Raw genomic sequence first — 17387 nt, 5'->3', positions numbered from 1 at the left:
TATCGGTGGGTGAGCCGTTCCGCTGCGGGCTCGTTGGACGGCGGATCACCGCCCGGCGGCGGTGATCGCCCATTTGCCGATCTCACTCACCGCACGCACCGTCACGATGCACAGCGCGAGGCCCGGAACGTGTGGACGGCTGTACATCTTGATCATCTTGCGCCACGCGACGAGACCGGCGACGCGTCGCCGGCTGATGCTGCCGCTGTGCCGTTGAAATCGAACGATCGGCTCGTCAAGCCGCTGCAGGTGCACCCCGTTGCTGAGGGCGCGCAGGACAAGCTCGACATCCACCTTGATCGTCATCTGCTCGTCGTACCCGCCGAGCTGCAGCAACAACTCACGGTCGATGGTCATGCCGGAATGCTTGAACGGCAACCGGGGCCGGGTCAGCACGGACCGGAGCATCCGACGGGGATCACGATAGGAGGGCAGCCTGATCACCTTCGTCGAATCGCCGACGACCTCCTCGTAGTCGGTGTAGACCCAGCGTGCATCCGTCCGAGCAAGGAAGTCATGCAGCCTGGCTAGGCCGTCGGGTGCCAACTCGTCGTCCGAGTCGAGCACGGTGACCACTCTGCCGCGGGCAATACGCAGGGCGGCGTTTCGGGCCGCGCTGATCCCCGTCGGCTGTTGCCTGAGAACGCGGATCCGCTCGTCGGCGAGCAGGCCCGCTGCGGCCAACCCGTCCCGCACGGCGACGGCCGAGCCGTCGTCGACCACGATGAGCTCGAAGTCGCTGAAACTGCCGGCGAGTACACTCTGGATGGACTTCACCAGAAGCTCGGGCCGGTCCCGGACAGCGATGCACACCGAGAAGGCAGGGTTGACCTGCTCCGCTGCCCGCATCAGCGGGAGCGTCGAGGCGTCGACAACCGGCATCGCCGGCTCCGTCGGCCCGTCGATCATCGACTGCGGGGAGCCTCGTTCCGAAGAAAGGCTGCCGCCAGCGGAGTCGTGCACGGAGGGAGGCGAGTAGGCGGGGTGGCTCGTCACGGACGGAAGCCGTTTCGTAGTCCGCCCGGACCACCTGGGCCACCCAACAGACCAACCCCGCCGGCCCGCATGACACGACGATCCGACACGCCCACCTTCGCCACCCCCATGAAAAGCCACCAATCGCGGCGATTTCAGCGACGCGTTCGCAGGACCGTTCCCTTGATCGACGACAATGAAGGTCCTTCGCGCAACAAGACGGAGTATAGCGATCGCCGCACCCGCACACCATCACCTAGCGGCAGCCAGGATGTCGACCGAAAAACGGGACCCAGCAATGGGGATTCGCTGGCCAGCACCCCGATGGACACGGGCTGAAAACTCTGCCGAAGTCGGCGAGCGAAGTAGCACCGTACGGCGGGATCGCCCTCAATCGAACATCTAATCTTTTCGACAGTACGGATTGTCTACTGAGGATGAATGACCAATAAGAGGGATTGCTGACGGCAAAATACGCCGCCTATGCTCCGATGTGTCCGATCCGCGAATTGTGTGACCAGTGGTTACCGGCCGCGGCGCCGGATGAGCAGCACGACAAGGATGGCGAGGGCGATGAGCAACACGCCCGAGCACCCGACCAGCACCAGAACCAGGGTGTCGGACTGCTCCCGCGACGCGCTCTCCAACCGCTGACGCTCGGCGGCGTTCTGCCGGTATGCCTGCGCCAGCACGTTGTCGGGCGTCTCGGCGGCCGCCTTCCCCAACTGCGTGACGGCGCCGGACGAGTCCCCTCGGAAGTACGCGTCCAGCCCGCTGCGGTAAACCTTGTCGGTGTCGCCGAGCGTGTTGGCGACCCCAGCCTCGCTCAGCAGCGCGCTGATCGTTGACGCTGGCAGGATCGCTCGGTTCGCGCGGTCCGGCCGCGCCTGATCCTGGTAGACCAGACCAGCGACCTCACCTGCGGAATCGAGGGCGATGCCCCCGTGCGACGCCGCACCCAGGTCCTCATTGACGAGGTAGATCGAGATCGGCCCGCGCTGGCTCGTCCCAGTGATCGTCACCAACCTCGACTGAGGGCGGTACGCGGCGTTGCGGAAGACGGCGTCGGAGGTCGCGAAGGCGAGGATACGCACCGTGGCGCCCTCTGCGAGGCTGGCCGACGGATTGAGTTCCACCGCGGGCAGATTGCCTCGGGCAAGCTTGATCAGGGCGGTGTTGCCACTGTCTTCGGGCAGGCTCCGGACGACCTCGGCCTTGATGGCCGGCTCCTCCACCGCGTTGCCCTTGGCCCTGTTGAGCTGGCCGTAAAGCGCAGTGGTCGGCTCGGTGCCCGGCTCGACGCCGGTGAACCGCACCTTGCCGAGGTTTGCCTCGACATAGGCGGAGATCTGGCCGCCTGGAAGCTGCTTCTTCTGCAGGAGAACCCTGGCCAACGCGTCGACGGCGAGCCAACGGGCGTGCCCCTCGGCCGGCTTGACGCAGGATCCGTTGGTGACCGCATGGCCGTCGGGAGTCACCAGGAAACCACTGCACCGACGGATGAAGGAGACGGGCTCGGGGTACACCAAGGCGTTCGTCCTGGCGTCCCGGACGTATCCGGTGAAAACCGCCTCGACGAAGACCAGCGACGGTGCGGCAACCGCGAGGGCCTTCTCCTCCGGGCTGTACAGGGGGGCCTGCGCCCACGGCTTCAACGCCGGGTCGATCGGAGCGACGGTAGCGGATGCCGTCGCGGCGGCGGCCGTCGGTGGAACGTATGGATCGGGCTCGTCCGTGCCGGCGATCCCCCAGATGGCCGCACCACTGCCCACGGCCGCCACCAGCGCGAGCGCGGCCAGCCCCGCCCAGAGCCCGGTGCGCCGCCGGGGCGGCTCTGACGGCTTGATGCGCCGAACCGGGGCGCGGAACGGATCGTACGACGGCGGATCTGCCGGAGCGGCAGACACCGGCGCCGGGGACTGAGGCGCGTCGGCGGCGGACGGCGGGTTCGGCGCAGGCGGCACCGTGGGCAGCTCTCCGGCATGCAGCGCCCACGGCGCGAGCGGCGCGCCGGACGTCGGCTGCGGAACACCGGAGACGGGCTGTGGCGGCGCAGAGACCTGCTGCGGAGGGCCGGACACCGGGTGCGGAGGCCCGGAGGCCTGCCGCGGCACTTCGCTGACCGGCTCCGTGGAGCCATTCTTCTCCGTCGGCACGGGGTGATATTCCTGCCCCAGCGCGCGGAACAACTTCTCGGCGCCCGGGCCGACCTCCGCCGGGTAGGCCGCCCATGGCTCATCGGCAAAGAAGTCGGCGTACGTGAAGGCCTGGCCGCCCGGCCGTTGCGACATGGCGTTGGCGGTGCCGGAGAAGGCTTCCCGCCAGCCGGGCGTGTTCGCCGCCACGGCGTCCAGCACGGCCACCGTCACGAAACGGCCTTGCTCGTCGATGGCAGCCCAGGCCTTTCCCACAGGGCAGGTGCCCAACATGTGGGTGAACCGGTACGGGCCAACCGACTGCATGCGCACTCCTCTGCTCGACCGCCGTGCGGATCCTACAGAGGGGACGCTAGGGCGGTCGTCCGCCGGTCGGCTAGCCGGCCAGTCAGCAAAACGTCCGGCCGACACGAGACGGTTGCCCTATGAAAGTTTTCATGCATAGAGTCATCGCGTGAATGAAGGAGCTGACGGGCGGCCGGTCGAGCAGATACTCGACCTGTTCGACGGGGTGCGCCTCACCCCCACGCAGCGCCGGATCGCGCACTGTCTCGTGCAGCACGCTCCCGCCGTGGCGTACCTGTCCGCCGCCGAGGTCGCCGAGTTGGCCGGGGTCAGCCAACCGTCGGTCACCCGCTTCGCCGTCGCGCTCGGCCACGACGGCTACCCGGCCCTGCGCCGCCGGCTGCGCGACCTCACGGCCGCGACACCGGGCGGGTCCACGGACGCCGGCAACGAACTCCAACAGGCGGTACGCGCAGAGATGGGCAACCTGGACCGACTGTCCGGTCAGCTCGCCGACCGGGACCGGATCGCCGAGACCGGGCGGTTGCTCGCCGAGAGCCGCCCGCTGCCGGTGCTCGGCCTGCGCGCCGCCGCGCCGCTGGCCGCGTACTTCGCCTACTTCGCCGCCAAGGTGCACCCGGACGTGCGGGTGCTCGACGATGGCGGCAGCCTGCTCACCGACCGCCTGGAGCAGGCGGCCGAGGCCGGGGCGTCCGCCGTGCTCGCCTTCGTGCTGCCCCGCTATCCCAGGGAGACCCTGGACGCGCTGCGCGACGCCCGCGCCGCCGGGCTGACCGTGGTGGCGATCACCGACTCACCGGTAAGCCCGGCCACCGAGCACGCCGACGTGGTGCTCCCCGCCGCGGTCGGCGCGCAGCTCGTCTTCGACCTGCACACCGCCCCGATGACCCTGGCCATGGTGCTGTTGCAGGCGATCTGCGACGCCGCGCCGGCCGACACCCAACGCCGACTGGAGGCGTTCGAAGCCTCCGCGGCCCGCCGACAGTTGTTCCTCGGATGACCGGAGGAGACCAGAGATGACCCAGCCCGTCCGCGCCGCTCGGGGCAGCCAGCTCACCACCCGCGGGTGGCCGCAGGAGGCCGCCCTGCGGATGTTGATGAACAACCTCGACCCCGAGGTGGCCGAACGCCCCGACGACCTGGTGGTCTACGGCGGCACCGGCAAGGCGGCACGGGACTGGCCGTCGTACCACGCGTTGGTTCGCACGCTGACTGACCTGCGTGAGGACGAGACGATGCTGGTGCAGTCGGGTCGCCCGGTCGGGGTGATGCGTACGCACGAGTGGGCACCCCGGGTGCTGCTGGCCAACTCGAACCTGGTGGGCGACTGGGCGACCTGGCCGGAGTTCCGCCGGCTGGAGCAGCTGGGCCTGACCATGTACGGGCAGATGACCGCCGGTTCGTGGATCTACATCGGCACTCAGGGCATCCTCCAGGGCACCTACGAGACGTTCTCGGCGGTAGCCGCCAAGCGGTTCAACAGCACTCTCGCGGGGACGCTGACGCTGACCGCCGGCTGCGGTGGGATGGGCGGCGCGCAGCCCCTCGCGGTCACCATGAACGGCGGCGTCTGCCTGATCGTCGACGTGGACCGCACCCGGCTCGACCGTCGGGTGCACGACCGCTACCTGGACGAGGTCGCCGACTCCCTGGACGACGCGGTCGCGCGGGTCCTCGCCGCGAAGCGGGATCGCCGGGCACTGAGCGTCGGCGTGGTCGGCAACGCCGCCGAGGTCTTCCCGGAGCTGCTCACCCGTGGCGTCGAGATCGACATCGTGACCGACCAGACCAGCGCGCACGACCCACTGGCGTACCTGCCGGTGGGGGTGGAATTGGACGACGCCCGGGACTACGCCGCGGCGAAGCCGGCCGAGTTCACCGACCGGGCCCGGGCGTCGATGGCGAAGCACGTCGAGGCGATGGTCGGCTTCCTCGACGCCGGGGCCGAGGTGTTCGACTACGGCAACTCCATCCGCGGTGAGGCGCAGCTCGGTGGCTACCAGCGCGCCTTCGACTTCCCCGGTTTCGTGCCCGCGTACATCCGGCCGTTGTTCTGTGAGGGCAAGGGCCCGTTCCGGTGGGCGGCGCTCTCCGGCGACCCGGCCGACATCGCGGCCACCGACCGGGCAATCCTGGAGCTGTTCCCGGAGAACGAGTCGCTGGCCCGTTGGATCAAGCTGGCCGGCGAGCGGGTCGCCTTCCAGGGCCTGCCGGCCCGGATCTGCTGGCTCGGTCAGGGCGAGCGGGACAAGGCGGGTGTGCGGTTCAACGACATGGTCGCCTCCGGCGAGCTCTCCGCGCCGGTCGTGATCGGCCGGGACCACCTGGACACCGGCAGCGTCGCCAGCCCGTACCGGGAGACCGAGGGCATGGCCGACGGCTCCGACGCGATCGCCGACTGGCCGCTGCTCAACGCCCTGGTCAACACCGCCAGCGGCGCCTCGTGGGTGTCCATCCACCACGGCGGTGGGGTGGGCATCGGCCGGTCGATCCACGCCGGGCAGGTGTGCGTGGCCGACGGCACCGCCCTGGCCGGTCAGAAGATCGAGCGGGTGCTCACCAACGACCCGGCGATGGGCGTCATCCGGCACGTCGACGCCGGCTACGACTCGGCCCGCGAGGTCGCCGACCGCACCGGGGTCCGGGTGCCGATGACGGAAGGCGGACCGGCATGAGCGACGACCTTGCTGCCCGGTTCCGGGAGTTGTGGGACGAGATCGCGCCGGTTGGGCGGGACGCCGACAGCGGCGGCTACCTGCGGTACGCGTTGACCGCCCCGGAGATCGAGCTGCGCGGCTGGTTCCGCGCACAGGCTGAGCAACGTGCCATGCCGGTCACCGAGGATGGCAACGGCAACCTCTTCGCCCACTGGGGTGACCCGGAGGGCCAGGATGCCGTGCTCACCGGCAGCCACTTCGACTCGGTGCCGCACGGCGGGGCGTACGACGGGCCGCTCGGCATCGTCAGCGCGTTCCTCGCCGTGGACGAGCTGCGCGCCGCCGGGGTGACCCCGGACCGGCCGCTGGTGCTGGCGGCGTTCGTGGAGGAGGAGGGTGCGCGCTTCGGCGTACCGTGCCTGGGGTCGCGGCTGCTCACCGGGGCGCTGCCGCCCGAGCGCGCGGCCGGCCTGCGCGACGCGGCCGGGGTGAGCTTCGCCGAGGCGCTCGGCGACAAACCGGCGGGCGCCCGCCCGGAGTTGCTGGGCCGGTTCGGCGCCTTCGTGGAGTTGCACGTCGAGCAGGGCCGCGCGCTCGTCGACACCGACGCGCCGGTCGCGGTGGCCAGCGCGATCTGGCCGCACGGCCGGTGGCGCTTCGACGTCGACGGCGAGGGCAACCACGCGGGCACCACGCGGATGGCCGACCGCCGCGACCCGATGCTGACGTACGCGTTCACGGTGCTGGCGGCCAACAAGGAGGCCCGGCTGCGGGGCGCGCACGCCACAGTGGGTCGGGTCTCCGTCGAACCCAACGCCACCAACGCCATCCCGTCGAGGGTGACCGGTTGGCTGGACGCCCGGGCCGCCGACCCGCAGACCCTCTCCGGTCTGGTGGAGGCGGTGCGCGGCAAACTCGCCGAGCGGGCGCGGCGCGACGGTACGGCGGTGACGGTCACCGAGGAGTCGGCGACCCCGCTGGTCGCCTTCGACGGCGGGCTGGCCCAACGGCTGGCCGCGCTGCTCGACGCGCCGGTGCTGCCCACCGGTGCGGGACACGACGCGGGTGTGCTCGCCGGGCACCTGCCCACCGCGATGCTCTTCGTGCGCAACCCGACCGGGGTGTCGCACTCCCCCGCCGAGGCGGCCACCGACGACGACTGTGCCGCCGGGGTACGGGCGCTGGCCCAGGTGTTGAAGGAGCTGACATGCCGGTGACACCGACCCGCTGGCTCGCCGAGTACGCCTGGCTGCCCGAGCACGCCGAACCCACACCCGACGTGCTGATCGAGGTCGAGGACGGCCGGATCAGCGCAGTGACGCCACTGACGCCCGAGAGTCAGCCACCGTCCGGGGTCGAGGTGCACGCCGACGCGGTGCCGCTGCCCGGCCTGACCCTGCCCGGCCTGTCCAACGTGCACTCACACGCCTTCCACCGGGCTCTGCGTGGGCGTACCCACGGCGGTCGGGGCGACTTCTGGACCTGGCGGGACCAGATGTACGCGGTGGCGGACCGCCTGGATCCCGACACCTACCTCGCCCTGGCCCGCGCGGTCTACGCCGAGATGGCGCTGGCCGGGATCACCTGTGTGGGCGAGTTCCACTACCTGCACCACCGGCCCGACGGCGGCGCCTACGACGACCCGAACGAGATGGGCGCGGCGCTCGTCGAGGCCGCCGCGCACGCCGGGATCCGGCTGACCCTGCTGGACACCTGCTACCTGACCTCCAGCGTGGACGGTCACGCGCTCGCCGGCCCGCAGCGCCGGTTCGGCGACGGCGACGCGGCCCGCTGGGCGCAACGGGCATCGGCGTTCCAGCCGACGGACTCCCACGTCCGGGTCGGCGCGGCCGTGCACTCGGTGCGGGCCGTCCCGGCCGACCAGCTCCGCACGGTCGCCGACTGGGCCCGGGAGCGGCGGGCACCTCTGCACGTGCACCTCTCCGAGCAGCCCGCCGAGAACGACGAGTGCCGGGCCGTGCACGGGCGTACGCCCACCGCGCTGCTCGCCGAGCACGGTGTGCTCGGGCCGGACACCACCGCCGTGCACGCCACCCACCCGACCAGCGCCGACCTGACACTGCTCGGCGACAGCCGGAGCGGGGTGTGCCTCTGCCCGACCACCGAGCGGGACCTCGCCGACGGCATCGGCCCGGCCCGCCGGATGGCCGACGCGGGGATCCGGCTGAGCCTGGGCAGCGACAGTCACGCGGTGGTCGACCTGTTCGAGGAGGCCCGGGCGGTGGAGCTGGACGAGCGCCTGCGGACCCGCCGACGGGGCCACTTCGCGCCGGTCGACCTGCTGACGGCCGCCACGTCCGCCGGGCACGCCGCGCTGGGCTGGGCCGACGCCGGGAGGATCGCCCTCGGCGCCCGCGCCGACCTGGTGACGGTACGGCTGGACACCGCCCGCACCGCCGGGGTGCCGCCGGTGGGTGTGTTCTTCACGGCCTCCGCGGCGGACGTCGAACAGGTCGTCGTCGACGGTCGGGTGGTGGTGGCCGACGGCCGGCACCTGAGCGTGGACGTGCCGGCCGAGCTGTCGGCGTCGATCGAGGCGGTCACGCCCTCATGAGCAGCATGCTGGTCGACAACATCGGGGAACTGGTCACCAACGGTGCCGGTGAGGGCCCGCTGGGCATTCGCCGGGACGCGGCAGTGCTGGTCGAGGAGGGTCGGGTGGTCTGGGTCGGGCCGTCCGCGTACGCGCCGGCGGCTGACCGGCGACTCGACGCTGGCGGGGCGGCCGTGCTGCCCGGCTTCGTGGACAGCCACGCCCACCTGGTCTTCGCCGGGGATCGCGCCGCCGAGTTCGCCGCCCGGATGGCCGGTGAGCCCTACACCGGCGGCGGCATCCGGACCACTGTCGGAGCGACCCGGGCCGCCACCGACGAAGAGCTACGGGCCACCGTGCGCCGGCTGCGCGGGGAGGCGCTGCGCCAGGGCACCACGACCATGGAGATCAAGAGTGGGTACGGGCTGACCGTCGCCGACGAGGCCCGCTCGTTGCGGATCGCCGCCGAGTTCACCGAGGACACCACCTATCTCGGCGCGCACGTGGTCCCCGCCGAGTACGCCGACCGCCCGGACGACTACGTGGGGCTGGTCTGCGGGCCGATGCTGGCCGCCGCCGCGCCGCACGCCAAGTGGATCGACGTGTTCTGCGAGCGGGGTGCCTTCGACGTGGATCACGCCCGGGCGATCCTGGCCTGCGGGCAGGCCGTCGGGCTCGGTGTGCGGGTGCACGCCAACCAGCTCGGCCCCGGACCGGGCGTGCAGCTCGGCGTGGAGCTGGGCGCGGCCAGCGTGGACCACTGCACCTACCTGTCCGACGCCGATGTCGACGCGCTCGCGTCCTCCCTGGTCGACTGCATGTGCCACGAGGGTCCGCACACCAGCACCGTCGCGACCCTGCTTCCCGGCGCGGAGTTCTCCACCCGCTCGCCGTACCCGGACGCCCGCCGGCTGCTCGACGCCGGTGTGACCGTGGCGCTGGCGACGGACTGCAACCCCGGCTCCTCGTACACCTCGTCGATGGCGTTCTGTGTGGCCCTGGCGGTCCGCGAGATGCGGATGACCCCGGCGGAGGCGATCTGGGCCGCGACCGCCGGTGGCGCGCGGGCGCTGCGCCGCGACGACATCGGTGTCCTCACCCCCGGCGCGCGGGCCGACCTCGTGGTCCTGGACGCGCCGTCCTACCTGCACCTGGCCTACCGGCCCGGTGTCCCCCTGATCCGCCAGGTAATGCGCAACGGAGTAACGCCATGACGACCGTGACCATCCAACCCACCGGCATCTCCGCCGACGACGTTCTCGCGGTGGCCCGCGGCAGCGCCACGATCGTCCTCGACCCGGCCACCATCGACGCCATGGCGACCAGTCGGGCCATCGTGGACGGCATCGAGTCGTCCGGCCGTCCCGTCTACGGGGTCTCCACCGGGTTCGGGGCGCTGGCCAACACCTTCATCGCCCCCGAGCGGCGGGCTGAGCTGCAACACGCGCTGATCCGGTCGCACGCCGCCGGGGTGGGCGCCCCGATGCCGCGCGAGGTGGTCCGGGCCATGATGGTGCTGCGGGTCCGGTCGCTCGCCCTCGGCCGCTCCGGGGTCCGGCCGCTGGTCGCCGAGGCCCTGGTCGACCTGCTCAACCACGACATCACCCCGTGGGTGCCGGAGCACGGCTCGCTGGGCGCCTCCGGTGACCTGGCGCCGCTGGCGCACTGCGCGCTGGTGCTGCTTGGTGAGGGCTGGGTCCTCGGCCCGGCCGGCGAGCGGCAGGACGCGGCCGACGCGCTGACCGCCGCCGGGCTCAAGCCGATCGAGCTGGCAGCCAAGGAGGGGCTGGCGCTGATCAACGGCACCGACGGCATGCTCGGCATGCTGCTGCTGGCCATCCACGACGCGGCGCACCTGTTCGCCATGGCCGACGTGACGGCCGCGCTGGCCATCGAGGCGATGCTCGGCTCCGAGCGACCGTTCCTGCCCGAGCTGCACGCCATCCGGCCGCACCCCGGCCAGGCGGCGTCGGCGGCGAACATCCACCGGCTGTTGCAGGACTCCCGGGTGATGGACTCGCACCGCGACGACCTGGCGCACGCCGTGCAGGACGCGTACTCGATGCGGTGTGCCCCGCAGGTGGCCGGCGCGGCCCGCGACACCCTGGACTTCGTCCGCACTGTCGCGGGTCGGGAGCTGGTGTCGGTTGTGGACAATCCGGTGGTGCTGCCGGACGGGCGGGTCGAGTCGACAGGTAACTTCCACGGCGCGCCGCTCGGCTTCGCCGCGGACTTCCTGGCCATCGCCGCGGCCGAGGTGGGCGCGATCGCCGAGCGTCGGGTGGACCGGCTGCTCGACGTCACCCGTTCCCGGGAACTGCCGGCGTTCCTCTCCCCCGACGCCGGGGTCAACTCCGGGCTGATGATCGCCCAGTACACGGCGGCGGGGATCGTCGCCGAGAACCGTCGGCTGGCCGCCCCCGCCTCGGTGGACTCCCTGCCCACCAGCGGCATGCAGGAGGACCACGTCTCGATGGGCTGGGCCGCGGCCAAGAAGCTGCGCACCGTGCTGGACAATCTCACCAGCCTGCTCGCGGTGGAGCTGCTGGCCGGCGTACGCGGGCTGCAACTGCGCGCCCCGCTGGAACCGTCAGCGGCCGGGCGGGCGGCCGTCGCGGCGCTCGGCCCGGCTGCCGGCGAGCCCGGCCCGGACGTGTTCCTCGCCCCGGTGATGGAGGCGGCCCGCGCCGTCGTCGCCGGGCCGGAGTTGCGCGCCGCCATCGAACGGGAGATCGGCCCGTTGGCCTGACGACCGGTGGCCCCGACGCCTGGCGTCGGGGCCTGCCGGACCACCCGTCGAAGCCGCTAGCTCCTGACGACCGTTTGTCGGATCTCCGCCCAGGAGGGCAGTTCGGCGCCCGCCACGACATCACGCTTGGCTCGCACCCAGAACAGGACGAGCACGATCGCCTCGGACAGTACCGTCGCCCAGGCGGCGCCAGCGACGCCGAACAGTGGGATCGCGGTGGCCAGCGCGACCAGGTAGGCGAGCGAGCCCAGCCCCTGGTACAGCACCTTCTGCCGCACCAGACCGCCGCTCATCAGCAGCGACTCGACACTGGCCGCACCGAAGCGCAGTGGGATCGCCAGCGCGAGGATGGCCATCACGGGAACGGACGTCCGATACTCCGGGCCGAAGATCAGGGGGATGGCGTAACGGCCGGCCAACGCGACGACGGCGCCGAGAAGCAAGCCGAGGCCGATCATTCCGACCGTGCCGGCGCGGTACGCGATGAGGACAGCGCTGCGGTTGGAGCGGGACCACCGGTGCAGCTTGGCCAGGAAGTACTGCTGATAGACGATGCGCGGCAGAAGATAGATCGCGGTCAACAGCGTCATGGGCACCGCGAGCACTGCGGCGGACTCCGAACTCAGGAACTCCGCGGAGACAATGACGCCCAGTTGCATGCCGAGCTGGTAGAACAGGCTGCCCAGCAGGAACAGCCACGTCGCAGCGACCAGGTGGCGCGCCCGGGGTGGCCGCGTCGGGCGACGGAGCACCGACGAGTGGCCCTCCAACGTCGCCCGCCCATACCAGAACGGTGCGATCACCAGGACACTCATGGCCACCGTGACGGCAGCCACGAGTGCGTAGCCCAGCACCACCATGAGCGCCGACAACCCGAAGGACAGGGTCAGGACCGCCACGACGAGTCGCCCAACCTGCGGCGCCAGTTGCAGCGCCGCGAGCCGCCCGTAGGCGCCCTGCAGTTGCAGGACCGACCCGGACAGCGCCATGGCGACAAGCGAAAGGATGATCGGGGCGAGCCCGATCCGCAGATCGCCCGTGCCGGGATCGTGCCGGTCGAGCAGCCCCCAACCGACGAGCGCGGCGACCAGCACACCGGACGTGACCACGACCAGAGCAATGGATGGCCGCACCCAACGGAACGCCCGGGGACCCTCGCGCCCGAACCGTTGTAGCCAGAACTCGGCGACCCCGAAGATGGCCAGCGGCCCAGCCAGCGTTACCAGGGACATCACCGCCATGAAGGCGCCGAAGTCGGCCTTGGGCAGGGTGCGGGCGAGCAGCACCTGGGTGAGGAACGCGATCACGGTGACGCCGGCCTGGCTGATACCGAGCAGCCCCAGCTGGCGAAGGCGGCGTGCCATGCCGCTGGGCCGACCGGCGGTCGCCGTACCGGTCTGCACCTCGACTCCGGTCATCGTCCGACCGTCACGCGGTTGCCGTGGCCGGCACGTGCGATCGCAATGTCTCCACCTCGGCATCCGTCCGACTCATCCACGCAGCGCGGGCAGACGCGATCCGCCCAGCCGCGGCCGGATCGTCGGCGATAGCGTGCCGAACGCCGGCGACCAGGGCATCGCTCTGGTTGGCGACGAGCGTGGCGAAGCTTCCGAACAGGGCCTCGGTGGTCCGGGTGCGGGACAGGACCAGCGGTCGGCCCGCGCTCAACGCCTCGCAGGCGCCACTGGGCTGCGTGGCGTCGCGGTCGGTCAGCACGACGACCGCGCGCGCGGCGGCGACGGCCGCCTCGTAGTCGGGGAGGTCGAGAAAGCCCAGGGTGGTGAAATTGGGCAGGCGCTCCGCGCGCTCACGAAGCGGCGGCGGCAACCGGTGCAGTGGTGCGGTGGTCGTGAAGGTGACGTCGGGCATCGCCTCGATCGCGTCGATGAGGACGTCCATCGGCTCGTCCGGGGCGACGGTGGCCACGACGAACACCCAGTCCCGTGGCGCCGCGGGACGGATCTCTCGAAGTGGATCGTGCACAACGAGCGTGCGCAGGCCCGGGAACTCCGCACGGGCGATGGCATCGGCCTCTTCGGTGTGGGTCAGGACAAGTCGCGCACCGCGCAGGATCGAGGCGGTGCTGGGAACCCGGCGCCACCACGACTGGAACTGCCCGTTGTGCGCGTCGACGATGTAAGGAACCTTGCCGAGATAGGGCGCCAGCGCGGACAGATGGGGCTGTGCCTGCGCAACCACGAAGGACGGCCGACGCGAGCGGAGCAGCTTGAGATCGTTTCGCGTGTGGGCGAGGTAGTCGAAGGGACGAAGGGCCTTCGGTGTCGCCTTGGACGGTCGCCAGGCCACCTCGGCGCCCAACGCCTCCGCGAGCACGTCGGAACGACGCTGATAACGCTTCCACGAAATGAACAGGGGGGAGTTCATCTATGATCACCATCAGCATCAGTAGGCACGCCCACCGGCGCGCTCGCAACGGGGAAGAATCTGACGAGAAGCATGAGGGAAAGGAAGAACAACCACATGAAGTACGAGTAGGAGGTCGGCTTCTGCGTCATGGCAGAAATCACCGTCAGGACGTAGAGGATTGTGAGCATCCATCTGGCCTCAACCGTGATCGCTCGCTTCGTCATCCGCCAAAGGTTGACGAAGATGATCGCCATCAGGATAAGTCCGAGCAAGCCCCATACCACGAAAATCCGCAACGGGTCCGCGTGGGTGTTCCACGGTTCGTAGCCGAGCCCGATGAGCCAGACATCCCACGGCGCGTCCTGCCATACCTCCGCCACGCGGAACCAGATCTGCCCGCGACCGTGCAGGAACTCATCGTTGGTGGGATTGAGCGAACCGACCTGCGTGAGGAGGAAAAGTGCACGGTCCCACAGATAGCCTCCCCAACGGATCGCCCCCAGCACCATCAGAACGACGAGGACGGCGGCTCCCCAGACGGCGGTGCGGAACGGCAGGTCGGAAATCTGCCGAACAAGATCGGGGAGCCGGCGCAGCTCGAACGCGACGATCACCAACGCCACACAGAGGATGGTTATCCGGTGCGTGCTGACGACCGCGGTGGCGGCCAGGAATGCGACAACGCCGTAGCGGGCCGCCGCACCGAAACGTAGCCGGCCGCCAGCGGCGTAGAGGATGTACACCGCGAAAATCAGGAGCCGGCCAAGGGAGGCCGGGTGGAAGTAGCCTCCCGACGCCCGCCCGACCTTGCCGCTCATCAGATTGAAGAAGTAGGTGTACGGGACCACACCGACGACCTGCAGCCAGGCGATCACCGAGTGCGCGACGGCACCGAGGATCACGAGCAGCAGCACCCAACGCAGCCGCTCGAGCGAGAACCAGTCCGGCTTGACGAACATGACCGCCAACAACGCGATCGGCGCGAACCCGACCGCGAGTTGGGCACCCTGCGTGATGACTCCGCTCTTCGGCGAGACGTGCGGACCGAAGATCTCGCGCACGTCCGCCGTGGCAAAGATCTGGACGAAGTCCGCTCGCGCAGATATCGCGAGCAGGCCGACAATAGAGAACAGACCCAGAATCAGCACCGCGAGAACCGAAGGCGCCAGAGTGGTCGGAAAACGCTTCAGCGCGATGATCGTGGCGACGAATGAACCCACCATGAGGAGGGCGCCAATCACCGTCGCCACCATGCCGGCGTCAACGGTGTCCGCTGCGACCTTCTCGCCGAAAATGTCGAAGAACGACTTAACGCCGATAAACATCATGGCGAGCGCAGCCATTATTTGGGCAGCCGCCCACGGATAACGCCCGAGTCGCCGGCCACTGTCCTTGATCGGAGCCGTCGCCGCCTTTCGAGGCATTATGTCCATTTCATGATCCTCTCAGCGTTATCCCTCGGGGCACTATACGCGAGCGCCATAACCGATAGAGGTCGCCTTGGTCGACGGCCTGACCGACCGACGACCGCCCCAAAAGTGACGGTGTCGCGGCTCGGCGTCACAGCGCGAGGCGTGCCGCGACGCGCTCAACGAGGTGGGGCCCGAGGGTCCGCGCGTAGGTCGCCGTCAAGTGGTGCGCATCGCGGTAGACGATGACATTGCCGATCACCAACGCACACCGGGTCGCGGTGCAGAACAGGTCGGTGAGGTCGACCATCTGCACCTTGCCGTCGGTCCGCTTCGCGGCCTCCTCAAGGGCGTCCCGGGTGCCGAGCGCGGCCTGCCGGTCGACGGCGCACCGCATCGGATCCCCACCGTTCGCCGCGTCGTCGACGAGGCAGCCGAGGTCTGTCGCGCCGAGCGCCGGGTTGTCCACCACCACGACGATCCTGGTTCCCCGCTCCAACACCGGACGCCACGCCTCGACGTATCTCCGGATCTGACCTGCGGCCGCTCGGGGGTCGGCGCTCGCACTGCGCTTCCCACTCAGGATCACGAGATCGTACTTCGGGCCGTCGCCAAGCCGCTGCATCATTGCGTGCCGCCGCGCATAGCACGGATCGGACTGATCAGCGGCCCCCACTTGTGCCCAGATGCATCCACGCGCGACATAGGTGTCGACGGCCCAGTTTCGGGAGTCCAGCTGACCCTCGATCGCCGGGATGAGCATCGCCGCGTGCGAGTCTCCAACGAGCGCGACCCTGGTCGCGTCGGGCCGTTCCGATCCGACTCGGCACGATGTGAGCTTCGCGCCCGGCTCCTGGTCATAGCAGCGGTACGCGGAGCCGGTGTCCTTGGTGAGCATCGACATCTCGGGGAACATCTCCCGGCCGAGGGCGCCGTTCTCGCAACGCTGGGCCTCGACCCTGGCATCCGCGCCGAGGCACGGCGTACCCGCGGCCAACAACTGCTCAAGACGCGAGGTGTTCGCCTGACTGCTCTGTTCGAGCAGTCGGTTACCGGCGACGACGACGGACAGGACCAGCACCATCGACATCGCTGCGGCCGCGTACTGCGGCCACAGCCGGCGCCCACCGGTGAACACGCCGAACCGCACCGGGTCCTCCACGAACCGCTTGGTCAGCGCGGCGAGTGCCACCACACCGGCGATGACGACGAAATTGACCGGCCAGGTCATCTTGTCGCCGGTGGCCAGCTCGAATATCACGATGGGCGGCCAGTGCCAGAGATATATGGAGTACGACCAGTCGCCGAGCTTCTGCACCGGCGCCGACGCCATCGGCCGGAGAGGCGACCAGCGCGGGCTGGGAGCGCCGGCCCAGATGGCGGCGAGCGTGCCGACGACCGGCAGCGCCGCGGCATAGCCCGGGAAGGGTGTCCCGGAGTGGAGAACGAAAGCGGCCACGCCTATCAGGAGCAGCCCCAGCCACGAGACTGCCGCACGGGTGCGGTCACTCGCCGACCGACCGAGCCCCGGCAGGGTCGCGAGCATCGCGCCGGCCCCGAACTCCCAGGCGCGGGTTGGTGTGACGAAGTAGGCGGCGGCGCTGTTCGCCGACGTCTCGTAGACGGAGTAGGCGAAGGAGGCCGCGACGATCAGGGCTAGCGTGACTCGGATCGCGCCGATCGGGTCCGTTCGCCGGACCCGGCGGGCGACCAGGACGGCGAGCACGATCAAGATGGGCCATATCAGGTAGAACTGCTCCTCGACGGACAGCGACCAGTAGTGCTGCACCGGCGACCGGACGTTCTCCGCGGCGAGGTAGTCGACGGCGTCGTGAGCCAGTTGCCAGTTCTCGACGTAGAGCGTCGCTGCCGCGATCTCGCGGAGAATCTGCGGCCAGTAGAGCTGCGGCACCCAGATGAAGACGGCCCCCGCGGTGGCGACGAGCACGAGCAGAGAGGCCGGCAAAAGGCGTCGGATCCGGCGTGCCCAGAAGGTGCGGAGGCGAACTGATCCGTTTTTCTCCACCTCCCGCACCAGGTGAGCGGTGATGAGGAAGCCACTGATCGCGAAGAAGACGTCGACACCGACGTATCCGCCCGGAATCCGATGCGGCCAGAAGTGGAACAGCACCACCAGGAGCACAGCGAGTGCCCGCAATGCCTGGATCTCCGGTCGCAGAAGTCCACGGGAGGTCCGCTTCGAATCCGTCACTG

General features: G+C 70.2%; 12 protein-coding genes. 6 read left to right on the top strand and 6 right to left on the bottom strand.

Annotated elements, in window-relative coordinates; genetic code table 11:
• Nucleotides 1-45: 45 nt before the first annotated feature.
• Entirely contained in the window at nt 46-882 is an 837-nt protein-coding gene (locus FBZ33_RS04370; protein ID WP_185755208.1) for a glycosyltransferase, read from the bottom strand.
• 617 nt (nt 883-1499) lie between these two features.
• Complete coding sequence (locus FBZ33_RS04365) at nt 1500-3404, bottom strand: trypsin-like peptidase domain-containing protein (protein ID WP_141908086.1); 1905 nt, start codon at nt 3402-3404, stop codon at nt 1500-1502.
• A gap of 181 nt (nt 3405-3585) precedes the next feature.
• On the opposite strand from FBZ33_RS04365, the gene FBZ33_RS04360 reads away from it, so the two are divergent.
• Genes FBZ33_RS04360 through hutH form a run of 6 tightly spaced genes read left to right on the top strand, consistent with a single transcriptional unit; the run spans nt 3586 to nt 11397 of the window.
• Nucleotides 3586-4437 (top strand): MurR/RpiR family transcriptional regulator, encoded by an 852-nt coding sequence (locus tag FBZ33_RS04360; protein WP_141908085.1) that lies wholly within the window; start codon nt 3586-3588, stop codon nt 4435-4437.
• 16 nt (nt 4438-4453) lie between these two features.
• The gene (hutU, locus tag FBZ33_RS04355) at nt 4454-6112 is read left to right on the top strand and encodes a urocanate hydratase (RefSeq protein WP_141908084.1); all 1659 of its coding nucleotides are present in this window, start codon (nt 4454-4456) and stop codon (nt 6110-6112) included.
• The gene (locus FBZ33_RS04350) at nt 6109-7311 is read left to right on the top strand and encodes an allantoate amidohydrolase (RefSeq protein WP_141908083.1); all 1203 of its coding nucleotides are present in this window, start codon (nt 6109-6111) and stop codon (nt 7309-7311) included. The genes hutU and FBZ33_RS04350 overlap by 4 nt, the downstream gene beginning before the upstream one ends.
• Complete coding sequence (locus tag FBZ33_RS04345) at nt 7302-8669, top strand: formimidoylglutamate deiminase (protein WP_141908082.1); 1368 nt, start codon at nt 7302-7304, stop codon at nt 8667-8669. The genes FBZ33_RS04350 and FBZ33_RS04345 overlap by 10 nt, the downstream gene beginning before the upstream one ends.
• Nucleotides 8666-9862: an imidazolonepropionase gene (gene hutI / locus FBZ33_RS04340; protein ID WP_141908081.1), complete on the top strand. Its 1197-nt coding sequence runs from the start codon at nt 8666-8668 to the stop codon at nt 9860-9862. The genes FBZ33_RS04345 and hutI overlap by 4 nt, the downstream gene beginning before the upstream one ends.
• Nucleotides 9859-11397 carry a histidine ammonia-lyase gene (hutH, locus tag FBZ33_RS04335; protein WP_141908080.1) on the top strand — a complete coding sequence of 513 codons (1539 nt, stop codon included), beginning with the start codon at nt 9859-9861 and terminating at the stop codon, nt 11395-11397. Before hutI ends, hutH begins: the two co-directional genes overlap by 4 nt.
• Before the next feature lie 56 nt (nt 11398-11453).
• On the opposite strand, the gene FBZ33_RS04330 is transcribed toward hutH, so the two are convergent.
• From FBZ33_RS04330 to FBZ33_RS04315, 4 genes are all read right to left on the bottom strand, one after another.
• Complete coding sequence (locus FBZ33_RS04330; protein ID WP_185755207.1) at nt 11454-12815, bottom strand: lipopolysaccharide biosynthesis protein; 1362 nt, start codon at nt 12813-12815, stop codon at nt 11454-11456.
• Nucleotides 12816-12825: 10 nt separating this feature from the next.
• Complete coding sequence (locus tag FBZ33_RS04325) at nt 12826-13782, bottom strand: glycosyltransferase (protein ID WP_141908078.1); 957 nt, start codon at nt 13780-13782, stop codon at nt 12826-12828.
• Nucleotides 13779-15197, bottom strand: coding sequence for an O-antigen ligase (locus FBZ33_RS04320; RefSeq protein WP_141908077.1), 1419 nt, complete (start codon nt 15195-15197; stop codon nt 13779-13781). Before FBZ33_RS04320 ends, FBZ33_RS04325 begins: the two co-directional genes overlap by 4 nt.
• 127 nt (nt 15198-15324) lie before the next feature.
• Nucleotides 15325-17385, bottom strand: a complete 2061-nt coding sequence (locus tag FBZ33_RS04315) for an acyltransferase family protein (RefSeq protein WP_141908076.1) — start codon at nt 17383-17385, stop codon at nt 15325-15327.
• Nucleotides 17386-17387: the final 2 nt, after the last annotated feature.

This window comes from Micromonospora sp. A202, assembly GCF_006715105.1.
Classification (GTDB): Bacteria; Actinomycetota; Actinomycetes; order Mycobacteriales; family Micromonosporaceae; genus Micromonospora; species Micromonospora zamorensis.
The sequence above is the reverse complement of the archived record's forward strand: the minus strand, read 5'-3'. Positions and strand labels throughout refer to the sequence as shown.